This is a genomic window from Achromobacter sp. SX5 (assembly GCF_056711425.1).
Map to the genome: position 1 here is coordinate 2,940,003 of NZ_CM160041.1, position 17,861 is coordinate 2,957,863.

Below are 17,861 nucleotides of genomic sequence, written 5' to 3' on the forward strand. Positions count from 1 at the left end.
CCATGCAGGACGACATCCTCCTGTTGCTGCAGCTGACGGAGATCGAAGGCCTGGCGCGCCAGGCCGACGACGTGCAGCAGCTGAGCTTTCACGTCGCCAACGACGCGCATCCGCTGCTGAACTACCGGCAGGCCCTGGTCTACGAGGACACGGGCGCCGATTGGCGCCTGCTGAACGTCTCGGGGCTGGTGTCGGCCGACCATGATTCTCCTTACCTGGTGTGGCTGGGGCAGGCGCGCAAATGGCTGCGCGCCCAGGCCGGCGAGGGCCGGGACTGGCTGGAGCCGCCGCCCGCCACGGCGCCCGGCGCCGAACTGGTGGCGCAGGGCTGGCGGGAATGGTGGCCGGCCGGCGCGTGGCTGCTGCCGCTCAAGCGCCGCGACGGCACGCCGCTGGGCTGGGCGGTATACCTGCTGGAACAGCCGCCCACGGCGGCGCACCGCGCCGTCATGGGCCGCCTGGCCCAGAGCTGGTCCTACAGCTGGGAGCTGCTGGCCGGGCGCGCCGGGCGCCGGCCGCGGCGCCGCCGCGCCTGGATGCTGCGGCTGGCGCTGGTGCTGCTGGCGGCCTTGTGCTTTCTGCCGGTGCGCCAGCGCGCGCTGGCGCCGGCCGAAGTCACCTCGCTGGACCTGGAGATGATCAGCGCGCCGCTGGACGGCGTGGTCAAGGCCGTGCACGTGCGGCCTAACCAGGAAGTGCAGGCCGGCCAGTTGCTGTTCTCGCTGGACGACACCACGCTCAGCCACCGCCTGCAGGTCGCCGCGCGCGCGGTGGCCGTGGCCGACGCCGAGTACCTGGCCGCCAGCCAGACGGCGTTTCGCAACGAGGACAGCCGCGCCAGGCTGACCCTGCTGCAAAGCCGGGCCGAAGAGCGGCGCGCCGAGCTGGCCTCGATACGCTCGCAGCTGCAACGGCTGGAGACGCGCGCGCCGCGCGCCGGCGTGGCGGTGTTCGGCGACGCCAACGACTGGATCGGCAAGCCGGTGGCGACGGGCGAACGCATCATGCAGCTGGCCGACCCGGCCAAACCGGCGATGCTGATCCAGCTGCCGGCCTCCGACGCCATCGCGCTGGAAGTCGGCGCGCCGGTCGACCTGTACCTGACCGTGCGGCCGATGCAGCCGCTGCGCGGCAAGGTCATCGAAACCAGCTACCAGGCGGCGCTCACGCCCGAGGGCGTGGCCAGCTACCGGCTGCGCGCCAGCGTCGACGCCGGCGAGGAAGCGCGCATCGGCCTCAAAGGCACCGCGCGCCTGGCGGGCGGCCAGTCGGTGCTGGGCTTCGAGCTGATCCGCCGGCCGCTGGCCGCGCTGCGCGCGTTCCTGGGATTGTGAGAGGCCGCCCATGATGCCGTCGTCCGTCATGGAACCCCTGCCGCGCCTGCGCGAGGACCTGCGCCTGTTCGCCGCCGGCCCCCATCCGGACGGCAGCCCGGCCTGGGTCATCGAAGACCCGGTGCGCAACCGCCATTTCCGCATCGGCTGGCTGGAATTCGAATTCCTGTCGCGCTGGCGCATGATGCCGCAGGACATGCTGGCCGATATCGGCCGGCGCACCGCGCTGCGGCCCGAAGCCGGCCAGCTGCGCCAGTTCGCCGACTTCCTGCGCGCCAACGACCTGCTGCGTCCGGCGCCGTCGCAAAGCCAGGCCATGGCGCAGGCGCAGCCGCGCAGGCCCTGGAGCCGGCCGCAATGGTGGCTGCACAACTACCTGTTCTTCCGCATCCCGTTGATCCACCCGACCTACAGGCTGGGCCGCCTGTATCGCGTCCTGCGCTTTCTGTTCCATCCGGCCACGCCGTGGATCATCGTCGCGCTGTCGCTGGCGGGCATCGCGCTGACGCTGCGCCAGTGGGATACTTTCCAGCACACGCTGTTCGAATCGGTGTCGTGGCAGGGCGCGCTGGGCTTCGCGCTGGCGCTGCTCACCGCCAAGACCCTGCACGAGCTCGGCCATGCCCTCATGGCCACGCATTTCGGCGTACGGGTCGGGCACATGGGCGTGGCCTTCCTGGTGATGTGGCCCATGCTGTACACCGACACCAGCGAATCGTGGCGCCTGGCGTCGTCGCGCAAGCGCCTGCTGATCGCCGCCGCCGGCATCTGCACCGAGCTGGCCATCGCCGGCCTCGCGACCCTGGCCTGGGCCTTGCTGCCGCCCGGCATCCTGCGCCAGGCCTGCTTCTACCTCGCGACCACGAGCTGGGTCCTGTCGCTGCTGCTCAACGCCAGCCCGTTCATGCGCTTCGACGGTTATTTCATCCTGTCGGACCTGCTGGACATGCCCAACCTGCACGAACGCGCCGGGGCGCTGGCGCGCACGGCGCTGCGGCGCGGGCTGCTGGGCTGGCGCGAACCGTGGCCGGAACCGTTCGCCGCGCCGCTGCGCCGCCGGCTCATCGCGTTCGCCTGGGTGACCTGGATCTATCGCCTGACCGTCTATCTCGGGATCGCGGTGGCGGTCTATCACTTCTTCTTCAAGGCGCTGGGCGTGTTCCTGTTCCTGGTCGAGGTTGGCTTCTTCATCGTGCGTCCGTGCTGGCGCGAGATGCGCACCTGGTCGCAGCGCCGCCGCGAAACCCGCGGCTGGCGGCGCGGCCTGCTGTGGCTGGCCCCCTTGCTGCTGCTGGCCTGGCTTGCCGTGCCCGCGCCGACCTCGGTGCGCGCCCCGGCGCTGGCGCGCCCGGCGCAGCAGTGGGCCGCCTATGCGCCGACGGCCGCGCGCGTGGAGCTGCGCGCCGAGCCGGGCAGGGTGGCGGCCGGCGCCGTGCTGGTGCGCCTGGACAATCCGGAACTGGCGAGCCAGGCCGAAGCGGCGCAAGCGGCGATCCGCGGCGGCTCGGCCCGCCTCGCGGGGCTGCTGGACCAGTCCGGCGGGCTGGACCAGCAGGCCGCCACCATCGAATCGCTGGCGCTCAGCCGCGCCAACGCCGAATCCGTGGCCGCCGAAAAATCCCGGCTGACCCTGCGCGCGCCGTTCGACGGCGTATGGCTGGACGTGGCGCCGGAAGTGCGCGCGGGCACCTGGGTCGGTCCGCGCCTGGCGCTGGGACGCCTGGTGAACCCCGACGACTGGATCGTCGAGGCCTACGTGGCCGAAGACGACATCCATGCGCTGCGGCCCGGCGACGCCGGCTGCTTCTATTTCGAGTCCACGCCCGGGCGGCAGTGCGGGCGCATCGACGCCATCGCGCCGGCCCGCCTGGCGCAACTGCCCGCGCCGACGCTGGCGACCGTGCACGACGGCCCGATTCCCGCGTTCCAGAAGCACGACGCGCTGATTCCCGAATATGCGCTCTACGCCGTGCGCGTGTCGCTGGACCAGCCCTTGGCGCTGTTGCGCGAGCAGCGCGGCAAGGCCTATTTCACCGGCGCGCCGCGCAGCCGCCTGCTGGCGGGCTGGCGCTATCTGGCCAGCCTGGCCATCCGCGAAAGCGGCTTCTGAGGCGCGACGCCCATGCCGACCATCGCGCCAGCGTCAGGGGCCCGCGGTTTCGACCGGCGGCGCGGGCATGGCCGCGGGCGGCGGCTCCTTGTCGGCCAGCCTGCGCGCATAGCGCTGCGTCAGGACCGGTGCGACCAGCGAGGTCAGCACCACCAGCATCAGCACCACGTTGAGCACCGGCGTATCGATCAGCGGCTCGCCCTGCGCATTGAGCGTGCGGTAGGCCACCGTCGCGGCGGCCAGGGTGGCCGCCACCTGGGGCAGGGTCAGGCTCCACACCAGGCCTGCTTCGGCGGCCGGATAGCGGAACAGCAGCCCCAGCGCGGCCGCGGCCACGGCCTTGCCGATCACCAGCGCGAACAGCAGCCCGAACGCCAGCACCGGCTGGTTCACGAACGTCATCAAGGCGTCGACCGGGTGCAGCATCATTCCGGTCGTCATGAAGAACGCCGGAATCAGGAAGGTGTCGCTGATCAGCTTCATCACGCCGGCGTTGCGCGATTGCGGCACCGCCTGGCGCACGGCGATGCCGGCCAGGAACGCGCCCACGATGCCGTCCAGGCCGAAGAGCTTGGCCATCTGCGTCGCGCACGCGACCGCCAGGAAGAACACGATGATGCGCGACTCGTCGCGCCGCATGCGCTGCAGCACGTGACGCAGGATCCACGGCCCGCCGACCACGACCAGCGGGATGAACACGGCGATCTGCAGCAGCTGGAGTTCGATGGCGGCCACCGAGAAACCGTTTTCATGGGTCACCAGACAGACCGCCAGCACCAGCATGGCGGCCACGTCCGTGATCACCGTGGCGCCCGAGGCCACCGTGACGCTGACGCGCTGGGTCAGCCCGAACTGCTTGACGACGGGGTAGGCCAGCAGCGTGTGCGAGGCGATCAGCGAGCCGATGAGCAGCGACGCGTTGGCGCCGTAGCCGCAGGCCCGCGCCACGCCGAATCCCAGCGCGAAGGCGCCGCCGAAGGTGAGCACGCCGAACACCAGCACCTGGACCCGGGCGCGCTTGAGCAGGGCGAAATCGATTTCGTAGCCGATGAAAAACAGCAGCAGCGCCACGCCCAGCTCGGAAGCGAGTTCGGCGATCGGCATCTCGGGCTGCAGCAGATTGAAGCCGGCCGGCCCCAGCAGAAAGCCCACCACCAGGAATCCCAGCACGCCCGGAATGCGGCAGCGCTCGCAGATGAGCGGCAGCAGCAGGAAGAACAACAGCCACAGGACGAAACGCGTGAAGGGCGCCAGATGAACGAAAAAATCGACCGCGATCTGAGTCCAGGACATGAGGCCTCTCCAATAAGCGTGAGATCGGAAAACCCATTGAACTTCCCAGCAACGCGGCGAGTGTCCGGCCAAACGCGCCAACCGTCAAGCGCGCTCGAACCTCATCGCCATACCAACCCCGACCGAGGTGCACCATGAATGCGGATGTCCCCAAGCGGCCGACCGACGAGCCGTTTCTCCTGGTCCAGGGCGACGCGCTGTCGCGCCTGGAACGCCGCATCGGCCTTGCGCCCCGCGGCGGCGGCGTCAAGCGGCGCGCGCTCATCTACGCCCTGGTGGCGTGGCTGCCGCTGGTGGTCGCATCCTGGCTGAGCGGGCCGGCCGACGCGCAGGCCACCGAATCCCTGCTGGGCCATTTCGGCATCCACATCCGGTGCCTGGTCGCCATCCCGCTGCTGGTGCTGGCCGAGGTCGTCGCGCAGAAGAACCTGCTCGTCTGCCTGCGCGAATTCAAGCGCTCCGGGCTGGTGGACGACGCGCTGGCCGCGCGTTTCGACGGCATCGTCGAAGACGTCATCCGGCTCAAGCGGCAGGTATCGCCGTGGCTCGTGATCGGCGTGCTGGCCGCCGCCTGGACGGCCGCCTTCCTGGTGTCGCCCAACCCGGACGAGCTGCGCTGGACGCCGGCCGACGGCGAGCGCATGGCGTTCGGCGCCTGGTGGTTCCTGCTGGTGACGCGGCCGCTGTTCTCCGTGCTGCTGCTGGCATGGGTATGGCGGCTCACGCTGGTCGGCATCCTGCTGCTGCGCATCGCGCGCCTGCCGCTGAAGCTGGTGGTGATGCATCCCGACCGCATGGGCGGGCTGGGCTTCCTGGACCGGCTGCCCATGGTCTATGCGCCGTTCCTGTTCTCGGTGTCGGCCGTGGTCGCCGGCGCGTGGGCGCACACCGTGTTCTATCACGGCGTGGCCGTCCCGACGCTGTACGTGCAGGTCGCCACCTTGCTGCTGGTGCTGATACTGATCGGACTGGCGCCGCTGCTGGTGTTCTCTTCGATGCTCGCGCACGCCAAGCGCCAGGCGCTGCTGGACTACGGCGCCTTGCTGAGCGAGCACGGCAGGCTGGTCGACGCCCGCTGGATACACAAGGCGCAGATCGCGGAACAGCCCATACTCGACGCGCCCGAGCTCGGCCCGGTCGCGGACGTGCAGGCCATGTACCAATCCGTGGCGGCCATGCGGCCGGCGGTGATCAGCAAATCCATTCTGCTCAGGATCGCGTTGCCCGCGGCGCTGCCCTTGCTGCTGCTGGTCGCCACGCAGTGGCCCTTGAAGAGCACGCTTTCCAAACTTCTCTTCACGCTTCTGTAGGAGGCCATGCACCGAAAACCTTGAGCGCTCTGGCGCGCCCAGAGCATTTCCCGGTCCGGCAACGCCCGAGGGGGGCTTGCGGCGGTATCCGGGTGTCCCAGTTGGAGAGGTCCATGAGACGGCTATTACGGCATTTCTTCATCACATTGGCGCTGCTGTGCGCAAGCACGGCGGCCCACGCGCAATCGTCATTCGGCAAGGAACAGCTCGACCAGATGCTGGCGCCGGTGGCGCTCTATCCGGACGCGCTGCTGTCGCAGCTGCTGATGGCGTCGACCTATCCCGACGACGTCGCGGCGGCCGCGGCCTGGTCGGCCGGGCACACCAGCCTGAGCGGCGACGCCGCCGTCAAGGCGGTGCAGGACCAGCCCTGGGACCCCAGCGTCATGTCGCTGGCGGCCTTTCCCTCGGTGCTGGACATGATGGGCCGCCAGCCCGACTGGGTGCGCAACGTCGGCGACGCCTTCCTGGACCAGCCCGAGGACGTCATGTCCTCGGTCCAGCGCCTGCGGGCCCAGGCCCAGGCCGCCGGCACGCTCAACAGCGACGCGCAGCAGAAGGTCTCCACCCAGACCGAAGGCGGCGCCACCGTCGTGACCATCGAGCCCGCGTCTCCCGACGTGGTCTACGTGCCGTCCTACAACCCCGCCACCACCTACGGCACCTGGCCCTATCCCTCGTACCCGCCGGCCTACTACCCGCCGCCGCCCGGGTCCATGTTCGCCTCGGCCATGGTCAGCGGGCTGGCGTTCGGCGCCGGCATCGCCATCACCGACTCGCTGTGGGGCGGCTTCGACTGGGGCCACAACGACGTGGACATCGACGTCAACCGCTACAACCACATCAACGTCAACCGCCGGCTGGACGCGCGCAGCAACAACGTGACCTGGAACCACGATCCCGCGCGGCGCGGCGCCACGCCTTATCGCAACTCCGCGACCCGCCAGCGCTACGACGCCCAGCGCCGCGTCGGCGCCACCGCGCACCGTCCGTCGGCCGACCAGGCGCGCCGCGATCACGCCCAACAGGTCATGCACGACCGCCGGCCCGCGGCCGACGGCGCAAGGGCAGGGGCAGGGGCGCGGGCCGCGCAGCATCGGCCCGAAGCCGCGCGGCCCGCCGCACACAACGCGCCGCGGCAACGCAACGACGCGCGCAACGCGGCCATCGAACGCTCGCGCAGCGCCAACCGCGACAACGCGCTGCGCGGCGTGGACCGCCCGGCGCCCACGCGCCACGCCAGCACCCGCGGCAATGACAGGCCGGCGGCGCACTCCGCAGGCCGGGCCGGGCCCGGCGCCGGCGCGCACTCCTCGGGCCGGGCCGGACGCTCGGGCGGCGCACATATCGAAAGGGGGCATGGAAGACGATGAAGACCGCACAACACACTCTGGGCCGCCTCGCAGCGGCGGCCATCCTGGCCCTGGCGGCCACTCAGGGCCACGCGGCCCAGGCGGCCTTCGCCACGCCGCAGGCGGCCGCCGACGCCCTGGTGCAGGCCGTGGCGACCGGCGACGACGACGGCCTCAGGCAGGTGCTGGGCAGCGACTTCCGCCGCTTCGTCCCGCGCGACAGCATCGACCGCGACGACATCTACGCCTTCCTCGCGGCCTGGTCCAGGCAGCACAAGATCGTCGACACCAGCCCCGCCACCGCCGAATTCGTGGTCGGCGAACACGATTGGTCGTTCCCCGCGCCGCTGGTCAAGCAAAACAACGGCTGGCGTTTCGACCTGCGTGCCGGCGTGCAGGAAATGCAGCACCGCCGCATCGCCCGCAACGAAGAAGCCGCCATCGACACCCTGCGACGGCTCTGCGCCGCCCAGGACAGCTACCGCAAAACGGCCGGCAACGGCCAGCCGGCGCAGCGCATCGTCAGCACGCAGGGCCGGCAGGACGGCCTGTACTGGGACGCCGCCTCGGCCTCGGCCGCCAGCCCGCTGGACGACGACGCGCTGGTGATGGGCCCGGACGTGCCTGCCGACGCCGCCTTGCACGGCTATCGCTACGCCTACCTGCCGACCGCGGACGCCTCGGGCTGCTCCTTCGTCGCATGGCCCGCCAGCCACGGCAGCTCGGGCCTGCACAGTTTCGCCATCGGGCCTGACGGCAAGGTCCGGGAGCGGGACTACGGGCGCGCAGTGACCGAAAGCGAACTGAAGCGCACCGCCGCGGCGCAGGGCGGCTGGCAGGCGGTGGCGCAGTAGGGGGAGTGTTGCGGGGCGGCGCCGGACGTCATGTAGCTCGCCACGCATCGCCGGGCATGATGCGCTTCATGAAGTCATCGAAAAGCGGAACGGTAAAAGCCGTATCGCCATGTGTAGGACTCCAGATCATGCCCTTCGCGATCAGGGCGCCGCGTACCGGCCCGAAGGACGCGACGGTCCGGCCGAGCTGCTGGGCGATATCGCCCGAGCGGTGCGGACCCGGGCCGAGCTCCGCCATACCGCGCAGGTACTTCTTTTCCGACTGTGTAAGCCGATCGAAGCGAACCCGAAAGAAACTCTCGTCCAATGCCGCGACGGCTTCACGCGAAGCCGTCGCGACATCGTCGGCCGTTATCGGGCTCGCATCGGCGACGTCCCAGGCGCATTTTCCCCACTCCTGCAGGAAGTAAGGGTAGCCCTGGGTTTGCGCGACGATCAGATCCACCGCTGCCGGCTCGACCACGACGCCTTCCTCGTTTGCGGGCACGGTGATGGCCAACTTGGCGTCTTCCTGACTCAATGCGCCGATCTCCGAAAAATCGAACAACCGTTCGGCATAGGATTTCGCCTCACCCATTCGGCCGCGCAATTGCGGCAGCCCTGCGCCCACCACAGTGACCGGCAGCTTCTGCTGGGCGCATCGATGCAGCGCCGAAATCAATGCGGCAAGCTGGTCCGACTCCACATACTGGAGTTCATCGATGAATAGCACCGCCACCGTGTCCGCGGCCCTGGCAGCGTGGCCAACCTGCTCCAGCAGGGCCGAAAGATCGCCCTCCAGGTCGCCATTGTCGGCAAGGCCGGGCTCGGCATCGTAATCGATGCCCACCTCGATATCTCCGAACACGACCTTGAGCTTGCCCGCAAAACCCGCCAATGCGCGCAATCCCCGCACCGCGAACTCCTTGGCCGCGTCCATCCGGCTCAGCCGCAGCAACGCCAGGCGAAGCTGAGGCGCCAAAAGGGCAGGCAGGGATTTGTGCTCCGGCGCTTCGATACGGACGGTCTGGGCGCCCGAGGCCTCCGCTTCGTTACGCATCTGATCCAGCAGCACCGTTTTCCCGACGCCCCGCAGGCCAAGCAGCAATACGCTTTTGGCTGGCCGGCCCAGGCGCAGCCGCGCCAGGCAAATGCGTACCTTTTCACGAACATCGTCGCGGCCGGCCAGTTCAGGGGGAGGGCTGCCGGCGCCAGGCGCATAGGGGTTGCGGACAGGGTCCATGTTTATAGAAATTAGGGAAATTATTGATTCCTGATAATTTCACTAAATTCACTATAAAGCAAGGGTGTGGGCGCAGGCCTTTCAGCGTTGTCGTATCCATGCTCGCGTACTACCTCATGCCGGAATGAGGCCCGCGGAACCTAGATGGAACCCTGCTTCATCCGCTTCGACAGGGCGATCGCGGTTTCCTTGCGTTCGCTGTAGCGGTCCACGAGATAGGGCGCGACATCGCGGGTGAGCAGAGTGAACTTCATCAACTCCTCGACCACGTCGACGATACGGTCGTAGTAAGGGGAGGGCTTCATGCGCCCTGCGTCGTCGAACTCCTGGTAGGCCTTGGCCACCGAGGACTGGTTCGGAATGGTCAGCATGCGCATCCAGCGCCCCAGCACCCGCATCTGATTCACCGCATTAAACGACTGCGATCCGCCCGACACCTGCATGACCGCCAAGGTCTTGCCCTGGGTCGGGCGCACGGCGCCCACCGACAGCGGAATCCAGTCGATCTGCGTCTTCATCAACCCCGTCATCGCGCCGTGGCGCTCCGGCGAACTCCACACCATGCCTTCGGCCCACTGGACCAGTTCATGCAGCTCCCGGACCTTGGGATGGTCCTCGCCGGCATCGTCGACCAGCGGCAGGCCGGATGGGTTGAACACCCGGGTTTCGCCTCCCAGCGCCTGCAGCAGCCGCGCGGCTTCCTCGGCCACCAGGCGGCTGTAGGAACGCTCTCGCAGCGAGCCATACAGCAGCAGAAAGCGCGGCGCGTGCGTGGCCCGGGCGGCCGGGAAAAGTCCGGCCGGGTCCGGCCGCTGGAACAGCGCGGGATCGATGTTGGGCAAACCGGCCAGGGGGTCGGCGGTGGTGAAACTCATGAAATACCTCTGTTGATGTCAGATCCGCCGAACGCCCGCGTCATACCAGCCTTTGCTCCGATTGACGACCCGCACCACGAGCAGCATGACGGGCACCTCGATGAGCACGCCCACCACCGTCGCCAGCGCGGCGCCGGACTGGAAGCCGAACAGGCTGATCGCGGCGGCGACCGCGAGTTCAAAGAAATTGGATGCGCCGATCAAAGCGGATGGGCACGCAATGTTGTGCTTTTCGCCGACGCGGCGGTTGAGCCAGTACGCCAGTCCCGAATTGAAAAGCACCTGGATCAGAATAGGTACCGCCAGCATAGCGATCACCAGGGGCTGGCCCATGATGGCTTCGCCCTGGAACGCGAACAACAGCACCAGCGTCAGCAGCAGCGCCGCCATCGAAAACGGCCCGATCCGATCGAGCGCCGCCTCGAACGCCGCCTGGCCGCGGCGCAGCAGCGCGCGGCGCCAAAGTTGGGCGAGAACCACCGGAATCACGATGTACAAGCCCACGGACACCAGCAAAGTATCCCAGGGCACGGTAATGGCCGACAGGCCCAGCAGCAGCCCGACCACGGGCGCGAACGCGAACACCATGATCGTGTCGTTCAGCGCCACCTGTGACAGCGTGAACACCGGATCGCCGCCGGTCAGGCGGCTCCAGACGAACACCATGGCGGTGCACGGCGCGGCAGCCAGCAGAATCAGGCCCGCAATGTAGCTATCGAGCTGATCGGCGGGCAGCCACGGCGCAAAGATCTGGCGAATGAACAACCAGCCCAGCACGGCCATCGAGAATGGCTTGACGGCCCAGTTGATGAACAGCGTCACACCAATGCCGCGCCAGTGCTGCCTGACCTGGCCCAGCGCCCCAAAATCAACCTTGAGCAGCATCGGAATGATCATCACCCAGATCAGGATGCCCACGGGCAGATTGACCTGGGCGATTTCCCAGCGCCCCACGGCCTGGAACAAGGCCGGCATGAGCCGGCCCAGCGCCACGCCCAGCACAATGCAGAGAAATACCCACAGCGTGAGATAGCGCTCGAACAGATTCATGGCGGGGCGCCGACCCGCAACGGCCACGGCCTGCGTACTGGACGACATCGGCTTACTCCCCGGACTGGCCGATACCGCGCAGCTCGGCCTGAAGCGACAGGGCGTCCAGACGTTCGAGCGGCAAGGACAGGAAGAGTTCGATACGGCGCTTGAGCATGCGCGCCGCGTCATGGAACGCCTTCAGGCGCTCTTGCTCGCTTCCCTCGTGCGCCGCGGGGTCCGATATGCCCCAATGCGCCGTCATCGGATGGCCCGGCCATACCGGGCAGGCTTCACCAGCCGCGTTATCGCATACCGTGATGATGAAATCCATTTTCGGGGCCTCGGGACCGGCAAACTCGTCCCAGCTCTTGCTGCGGTAGCCGTCCGCCGGCAGCGCATAGGATACGAGCGTGGCGAGGGCCAGCGGATGCACTTCGCCCTTGGGCGTGCTGCCCGCGGAGTACGCCCGAAAGCGGTCGGCGCCCAGGCCATTGAGCAGGCCTTCTGCCAGGATCGAGCGCGCGGAATTGCCGGTGCAAAGAAAAAGTACGTTGAAAGGGGAATGCGACATGAAAATTCCTGGCAGGAGCGAGTGGATGTTCAACAAGTCGTGCAGACGCCGGATTCGGACGCCTCGCAGGGAGCACCTTGGCAGCAATGCTCCGTGAGGTAGCCAAGCAATCCGCTCATCCGCGAAAAATCGGCGCGATAGATCAGGTTGCGTCCTTGCTGCTCGACGCTGACCAGGCCGGCGTGGGCCAGTTCCTTCAGATGGAAGGACAGCGTGTTGCGCGCGACGCCGAGTTGTTCGGCCAGCACGCTGGGCATGAGCCCGGGCACGCCGGCCACGACCAGCGCGCGAAAGGTCCGCAAGCGTTGGGGATGGGCAAGGGCGCTCAGGGCGGAGATGGCTTGATCTTCATTCATGATTCGATCATACAACGATTATTGAATTATTTTGGCTGCGATGCCGCGGTGGTGGCACCGAATCGCATAACTCTAACTTTACATAATACACATTATGCGCATAGGACACTTGGCTTTATCGGCTCCGATCTGAACTACTTGTCGCCGTAATGTAGCAATGAGACGCGGCCCCCTCCTCACCGCCCCTGCCCCTGCCGCACACCCATCATCGACCTCGACAGCCTGCTGGCCGCCGCCAGAATCGCTTCTTTGTGTTCCAGCAGCACCGCTTCCGTCAGCCGCGAAATCGGTCCCGAAATGCAGATCGCGCCCTGCAAGGTCCAGTTGATGCCATAGACCGGCGCTGAAATGCTGGATACCTCGGCGTCGCGTTCGCCCAGGGAAAGCATGTAGCCCGCGCGGCGCACGGATTCATAAGGCTCGCCCGGCTCTCCGGAAAACGCCAGCAGGACGCGGCCCGGGCTGCCCAGCTCCAGCGGCAGCGCGGCGCCGACGCGCACATGGTGGCGGATCGACTTCGGGCCTTCCACGCGCGCCATGCAGATGCGCTGCTTGCCCTCGCGCACGTAGAACGTCGCGCTCTCTCCGGTGGCCGCCGACAGCTCGCGCAGCACCGGCTGCACCACTTCCGCGATGTTGAAGGTGGCCTGGTAGCACGCGCCCAGCCAGCCGGCGGCGCGCGCCAGCCGCCAGGTGCCGTCCGGGCGCTGGGCCAGGTAGTCGTCCATCGCCAGCGTGCGCGCCAGGCGCAGCACGGTGGAGCGATGGCAGCCGGTGCGCCGGCTCAGTTCGGCCAGCGTCAGGTGCGTGTCGTCCACGCCGAACGCCTCCAGGATGCTCATCGCGCGGCGCACCGCCACCACGCCTTCCTCGGCCGGAGCGTCGTCGGTATCGGGGGTCTGTTCGCTTTTCATTCTACGCAACACGTTTCACTGTACGGACTTGCATTGTATTGTCCGGAACACCGATCGACAATGCAGCACCTAAAACAAGATCGGAGACTAATCATGAAGCAGATCGCTCGCGTCCTGTCCGCATTGGCCCTGGCATGCGTAAGCAGCCTGGGCGCGGCCCAGGACTATCCCAACAAGCCCATCCGCCTGATCGTCCCGTTCCCGCCCGGCGGCGGCACCGACGTGCTGGCGCGCGAAGCCGCGATCAAGGTGGCCGGCAATACGGGCTGGAACATCGTGACCGAGAACCGCCCCGGCTCGGGCGGCAATATCGGCGTGGACGCGGTCGCCAAGTCGGCGCCGGACGGCTATTCGCTGGTGCTGGGCCAGACCAGCAACCTGGCGATCAATCCCACGCTTTACGCCAAGCTGCCCTACGACCCGGAAAAGGATCTCACCGCCATCGGCCTGGTCGCCGACGCGCCGCTGGTGATCGTGGTGCCAGCCAATTCGCCGCTGAAGTCCTTCGACGACATGATCGCGGCGGCCAAGGCCAAGCCGGGCTCGCTGAACTTCGCCAGTTCGGGCAACGGCACCGTGGCGCACCTGGCCGCGGTGCAATTGCAGAACGCCGCCGGCATCCAGCTCACGCACATTCCGTACAAGGGCGCGGCCCAGGCCTCCAACGACCTGATCGGCGGCCAGATCGACATGTATCTGTCGTCGGTGCCCACACTGATCGGCCACGTGCGCAACGGCAAGATGCGGGCGCTGGCGGTGACGTCGGCGCAGCGCGTGCCCGATATGCCGGACGTGCCCACCATCGCCGAACGCGGCTTTCCCGGCTTCGAAGCCGTGACCTGGTTCGGCCTGGCCGCGCCGGCCGGCACCCCCAAGGACATCGTGCAGCGCCTGAACGCCGAATTCAACAAGGCGCTGCAGGCCCCGGACCTGGGCGCCAAGTACCGGGAACAAGGCGCGCGCGTGCTCAGCAGCACGCCCGAGGAGTTCTCCAAGCTGATCCACGACGACCGCATCCGCTGGGGCAAGATCGTCAAGGACTCGGGCGCCAAGGTCGAGTAAGCGGCTATGCTGCCTCGCTATCCGTACTCCAGTGGCCAGGCGCGGCCGGCCACGGCCGCCCCGCCCGGCGCCTGCGATTGCCACATCCACGCCTATGACGCCCGCTACCCGGCCGTGCCCGGCGCAACGCTGTCGCCGCCGGACGCGTCGATGGCGCAGTACCGCGACATCCAGGCCAGGCTGGGCATGCAGCGCCCCGTGCTGGTGACGCCGTCGACCTACGGCGCCGACAACCGCGCCATGCTGGACGGGCTGACGCTGCTGGGCGAACAGGCGCGCGGCGTGGCGGTGATCGACGGCAGCGAAAGCGATGCGCAGCTCCAGGCCCTGCACGAGGCCGGCGTGCGCGGCATCCGGCTCAATCTTTCCCTGGGCGTGAACAGCCGCGCCGACCAGATCCTGCCGCTGGCCGCGCGCGTGGCGCCGCTGGGCTGGCATGTGCAGCTGCTGATGGCGCCCGACCGGTTGGCGGCGCTGGCGCCGCTGCTGTCGGCGCTGCCCGCGCCCATCGTGTTCGACCACATGGCGCGCATCGGCCCGCAACAGGCCGGCGCGCACCCGGCCCATGCGCTGGTGCTGCGCCTGCTCGAACGCGGCCGCGCCTGGATCAAGCTGTCGGGCGGCTACATCGTCAGCCCGCGGCGCAGCGTCGAGGACGCCGCGCTCGATACGCTGGCGCGCGGCTACCTGGACGCCAATCCCGAACGCGTCGTGTGGGGCAGCGACTGGCCCCACGCGTCGGCCTCCGCCGGCATGCAACCCATGCCGGACGACGCGCGCCAGCTCGACCGGCTGGCCGACTGGACCGGCGGCGCCCGGCTGCGCCAGGTCCTGGTGGACAACCCGGCAGCCCTTTACGGCTTCCCGGCATGACCCAGACATCACGGAGACTTCCCATGCATGCCCCGCTCTCCCCTGCCCGGCGCCACTTTCTGGCGACCGGCGCGGCGCTGGCCGCCGGCGCCGCCTTCGGCGCGCGCGCCGCGCAGCCATGGCCGGCCGGCAAGACCATCACCTGGGTGGTGCCCTACCCGGCAGGCGGCAGCACCGACGTGCTGGGCCGCGCCATCGCGCAGCAGCTCGACGCGCTGCTGTCCACGCGCGTGATCGTGGACAACCGCCCCGGCGCCACCGGCACCATCGGCGCGGCCCGCGTGGCCCGGGCCGACCCCGACGGCCTGACGCTGCTGGGCACGTCCATCGGTCCGCAGGCGATCGCGCCGCACGTGCTGGGCAAGCTCACCTACGACCCCATCGCCGATTTCGCGCCCGTCATCCTCATAGGAACGATCCCGCATCTGCTAGTGGTCGGCAAGGCGCAGCCCTACGCAAGCGTGGCCGAACTGGTCGCGGCCGGGACCAAGGCCCCGGAAAGCCTGGCCTATGCCTCCGGGGGCACGGGCACCATCCTGCACATGCAGGGCGAGCTGCTGCAGCAGAAAAGCGGCGCGCGCTTCCTGCACGTGCCCTACAAGGGCGACACCCCGGCGCTGCAGGACACGCTGGCCGGCCAGGTCCAGTTCGCCTTCATTCCGGCGGCGGCTGCCCTGCCGCACGTGCAGACCGGCGCGCTGCGCGCGCTTGCCGCCACCTCGGCGCAACGGCTGCCCGCCCTGCCCGGCGTGCCCACGATGGCCGAGGCGGGCTACGACGATTTCGTGGTGGAGCAGTGGCAGGCGGTGTTCGCGCCGGCCGCCACGCCCGCCGAGGCGATCGCCCGGCTCAACGCCGGTATCGGCCGCGCGCTGCAAAGCCCCGCGCTGGTCGAACTGGCCGGGCAGCTCGGCATCACGCTGGCCGGCGGCACGCCGCAGGCCCTGGACCAGATCCGCAAGGCCGACTTCGACAAATGGGGCAAGGTCATCCGCGAGGCCGGCATCAAGCCGGCCTGATCCCCCGCCCCGATTCCCTACTCTCTACAGGAACACTCATGGCCAATCAGGACATCATCAAGGACTTCCCGCGCGTCGACGCCGAGATCGTGCGCCGCGCCGCGCAACTGCAACCCGCCATCCTGGCCGACGTGGCCGGTCGCCGCGGCGCGCTCAACGGCCGCATCCGCCCGCTGCATCCCGGCATGAAACTGGCCGGCACGGCGCTGACCGTGGAGGTCCGCCCCGGCGACAACCTCATGATCCACGCGGCGATGTCCCTGGCACGGCCGGGCGACGTGCTGGTGATCGACGGCAAGGGCGATCTCAGCTCGGCGCTGATGGGCACCATCATGATGAACGCCTGCCGCAAGCTGGGCATCGCCGGCGTGGTGATGGACGGCGCCGCGCGCGACACGGCGGAAATCATTGAAATGGACTACCCGGTGTTCGCCGCCGGCGCCAATCCCAACGGCCCCACCAAGAACGTGCCCGGCCGCATCGGTCATCCCGTCTCGGTGGGCGGCGTGACGGTCAATCCGGGCGACTTCATCATCGGCGACGCCGACGGCGTGGTGGTGGTCGAACGCGAAAAGATCGAAGGCCTGCTGCCCGCGGCCGAGAAGAAGGTGCGCGACGAAGCCGCGCGCATCGCCGCGATCCAGGCCGGCGACACCGAAGCCAAGTGGCTCGCCGCCGCGCTGCGCGCCGCCGGCGTCCTGAAGGAAGGAGAATCGCTGTGAGCGCCGCCGCTGCGGGCAAGCCCGCCATCGTCGTGACCGCGGCCGACCTGGCGCCCGAGGCGCAGGCGCTGCTGCAGGATTTCGAACTGGTCTACGCCGGCCAGACTCCCACCGAAGAAGGCATCGTCGCACTGTGCCGCGAGCACAATCCGGTGGCCATCATCGTGCGCTACAACCGCGTGGGCGCGGCCGCGATGGACGCGGCCCCGGCGCTGCGGGTGATTTCCAAGCACGGCAGCGGCACCGACACCATCGACAAGACCGCCGCCGCCCAGCGCGGCATCGAGGTCGTCGCGGCGGTGGGCGTGAACGCCGCCGCCGTGGCCGAACAGGCGCTGGCGCTGCTGCTGGCCTGCGCCAAGTCCGTCGTGGGGCTGGACCAGCGCATGCGCGCGGGCCACTGGGACAAGTCCACCCACAAAAGCCTGGAGCTGGGCGGCAAGACCATCGGCCTGGTCGGCCTGGGCGCCATCGGCCGGCGCATGGCGGCCATGGCGCACGGGCTGGGCATGCGCGTGATCGGCTTCGACCCCTACGCCGCGAACCTGCCGGACTACCTCGCAAGCGTGCCGCTGGACACGATCTGGCGCGAGTCCGACGTGGTGTCGCTGCATTGCCCGCTCACCGACGAGAACCGCGGCATGGTCAATGCGCAGACGCTGGCCCAGTGCCGGCCCGGCGTGATCCTGGTGAACACCGCGCGCGGCGGCCTGGTCGACGAGGACGCGCTGCTGCAGGCGGTGCGCTCGGGCCACGTCCGAGCCGCCGGCCTGGACAGCTTCGCGGTCGAACCCATGGCGCCCGGCCATCCGTTCCAGCAGGAACCCCGCATCATTCTCAGCCCGCACATCGGCGGCGTGACCAGCGCGGCCTACGTCAACATGGGCGTGGCCGCCGCGCGCAACGCGCTGGACGTGCTGGCCCGCCCGCGGGCCTGACGCACGACGAAAAACAGGAGGAAG

Annotated in this window: 17 protein-coding genes; 10 read left to right on the forward strand and 7 right to left on the reverse strand. The window is 68.9% G+C overall.

From position 1 onward, the window contains the following. Positions 1–2: 2 nt before the first annotated feature. Positions 3–1,334, forward strand: a complete 1,332-nt coding sequence (locus tag AC1M14_RS13840) for an efflux RND transporter periplasmic adaptor subunit (protein ID WP_479729822.1) — start codon at positions 3–5, stop codon at positions 1,332–1,334. A 10-nt stretch (positions 1,335–1,344) separates the two neighbouring features. After that, a complete protein-coding gene (locus tag AC1M14_RS13845) occupies positions 1,345–3,444 on the forward strand; it encodes a site-2 protease family protein (protein ID WP_479729823.1) in 2,100 nt (699 codons plus the stop codon). A gap of 33 nt (positions 3,445–3,477) precedes the next feature. Here AC1M14_RS13845 and AC1M14_RS13850 read toward each other — a convergent pair whose 3' ends face one another. Then, complete coding sequence (locus AC1M14_RS13850; protein ID WP_479729824.1) at positions 3,478–4,737, reverse strand: cation:proton antiporter; 1,260 nt, start codon at positions 4,735–4,737, stop codon at positions 3,478–3,480. Between the two features lie 134 nt (positions 4,738–4,871). Here AC1M14_RS13850 and AC1M14_RS13855 point away from each other — a divergent pair, with 134 nt between their 5' ends. From AC1M14_RS13855 to AC1M14_RS13865, 3 genes are all read left to right on the forward strand, one after another. Continuing rightward, a complete protein-coding gene (locus tag AC1M14_RS13855) occupies positions 4,872–6,047 on the forward strand; it encodes a hypothetical protein (RefSeq protein ID WP_479729825.1) in 1,176 nt (391 codons plus the stop codon). A 113-nt stretch (positions 6,048–6,160) separates the two neighbouring features. Further along, positions 6,161–7,420 (forward strand): DUF3300 domain-containing protein, encoded by a 1,260-nt coding sequence (locus AC1M14_RS13860; protein ID WP_479729826.1) that lies wholly within the window; start codon positions 6,161–6,163, stop codon positions 7,418–7,420. Further along, a complete protein-coding gene (locus tag AC1M14_RS13865; protein WP_102771122.1) occupies positions 7,417–8,253 on the forward strand; it encodes a DUF2950 family protein in 837 nt (278 codons plus the stop codon). The genes AC1M14_RS13860 and AC1M14_RS13865 overlap by 4 nt, the downstream gene beginning before the upstream one ends. A gap of 28 nt (positions 8,254–8,281) precedes the next feature. Here AC1M14_RS13865 and AC1M14_RS13870 read toward each other — a convergent pair whose 3' ends face one another. The 6 genes from AC1M14_RS13870 to AC1M14_RS13895 all read right to left on the reverse strand — a co-directional run bounded on the left by AC1M14_RS13870 (position 8,282) and on the right by AC1M14_RS13895 (position 13,223). Continuing rightward, on the reverse strand, positions 8,282–9,475 hold the full coding sequence (locus AC1M14_RS13870) for an ATP-binding protein (protein ID WP_111825179.1): 1,194 nt from the start codon (positions 9,473–9,475) through the stop codon (positions 8,282–8,284). Between the two features lie 140 nt (positions 9,476–9,615). Further along, positions 9,616–10,350: an arsenical resistance protein ArsH gene (gene arsH / locus AC1M14_RS13875; RefSeq protein ID WP_102771120.1), complete on the reverse strand. Its 735-nt coding sequence runs from the start codon at positions 10,348–10,350 to the stop codon at positions 9,616–9,618. Between the two features lie 18 nt (positions 10,351–10,368). Further along, positions 10,369–11,448 (reverse strand): ACR3 family arsenite efflux transporter, encoded by a 1,080-nt coding sequence (gene arsB / locus AC1M14_RS13880; protein WP_102771119.1) that lies wholly within the window; start codon positions 11,446–11,448, stop codon positions 10,369–10,371. Between the two features lie 4 nt (positions 11,449–11,452). Then, positions 11,453–11,953: an arsenate reductase ArsC gene (locus AC1M14_RS13885; RefSeq protein ID WP_479731804.1), complete on the reverse strand. Its 501-nt coding sequence runs from the start codon at positions 11,951–11,953 to the stop codon at positions 11,453–11,455. Positions 11,954–11,982: 29 nt separating this feature from the next. Beyond that, positions 11,983–12,309 (reverse strand): ArsR/SmtB family transcription factor, encoded by a 327-nt coding sequence (locus AC1M14_RS13890; protein ID WP_102771117.1) that lies wholly within the window; start codon positions 12,307–12,309, stop codon positions 11,983–11,985. 176 nt (positions 12,310–12,485) lie between these two features. Then, complete coding sequence (locus AC1M14_RS13895) at positions 12,486–13,223, reverse strand: IclR family transcriptional regulator (RefSeq protein WP_479729827.1); 738 nt, start codon at positions 13,221–13,223, stop codon at positions 12,486–12,488. Between the two features lie 93 nt (positions 13,224–13,316). Between AC1M14_RS13895 and AC1M14_RS13900 the strand changes: the two genes are divergently transcribed. From AC1M14_RS13900 to AC1M14_RS13920, 5 genes are read left to right on the forward strand one after another with little or no spacing between them, the layout of a single operon-like run. Beyond that, positions 13,317–14,285, forward strand: a complete 969-nt coding sequence (locus AC1M14_RS13900) for a Bug family tripartite tricarboxylate transporter substrate binding protein (protein ID WP_102771115.1) — start codon at positions 13,317–13,319, stop codon at positions 14,283–14,285. 6 nt (positions 14,286–14,291) lie between these two features. Beyond that, the gene (locus tag AC1M14_RS13905) at positions 14,292–15,158 is read left to right on the forward strand and encodes an amidohydrolase family protein (protein WP_479729828.1); all 867 of its coding nucleotides are present in this window, start codon (positions 14,292–14,294) and stop codon (positions 15,156–15,158) included. Between the two features lie 23 nt (positions 15,159–15,181). After that, a complete protein-coding gene (locus AC1M14_RS13910; RefSeq protein WP_479729829.1) occupies positions 15,182–16,177 on the forward strand; it encodes a Bug family tripartite tricarboxylate transporter substrate binding protein in 996 nt (331 codons plus the stop codon). A gap of 38 nt (positions 16,178–16,215) precedes the next feature. Beyond that, positions 16,216–16,899, forward strand: a complete 684-nt coding sequence (locus AC1M14_RS13915) for an RraA family protein (RefSeq protein ID WP_102771111.1) — start codon at positions 16,216–16,218, stop codon at positions 16,897–16,899. Then, positions 16,896–17,837: an NAD(P)-dependent oxidoreductase gene (locus tag AC1M14_RS13920; RefSeq protein ID WP_479729830.1), complete on the forward strand. Its 942-nt coding sequence runs from the start codon at positions 16,896–16,898 to the stop codon at positions 17,835–17,837. The genes AC1M14_RS13915 and AC1M14_RS13920 overlap by 4 nt, the downstream gene beginning before the upstream one ends. Positions 17,838–17,861 lie beyond the last annotated feature (24 nt).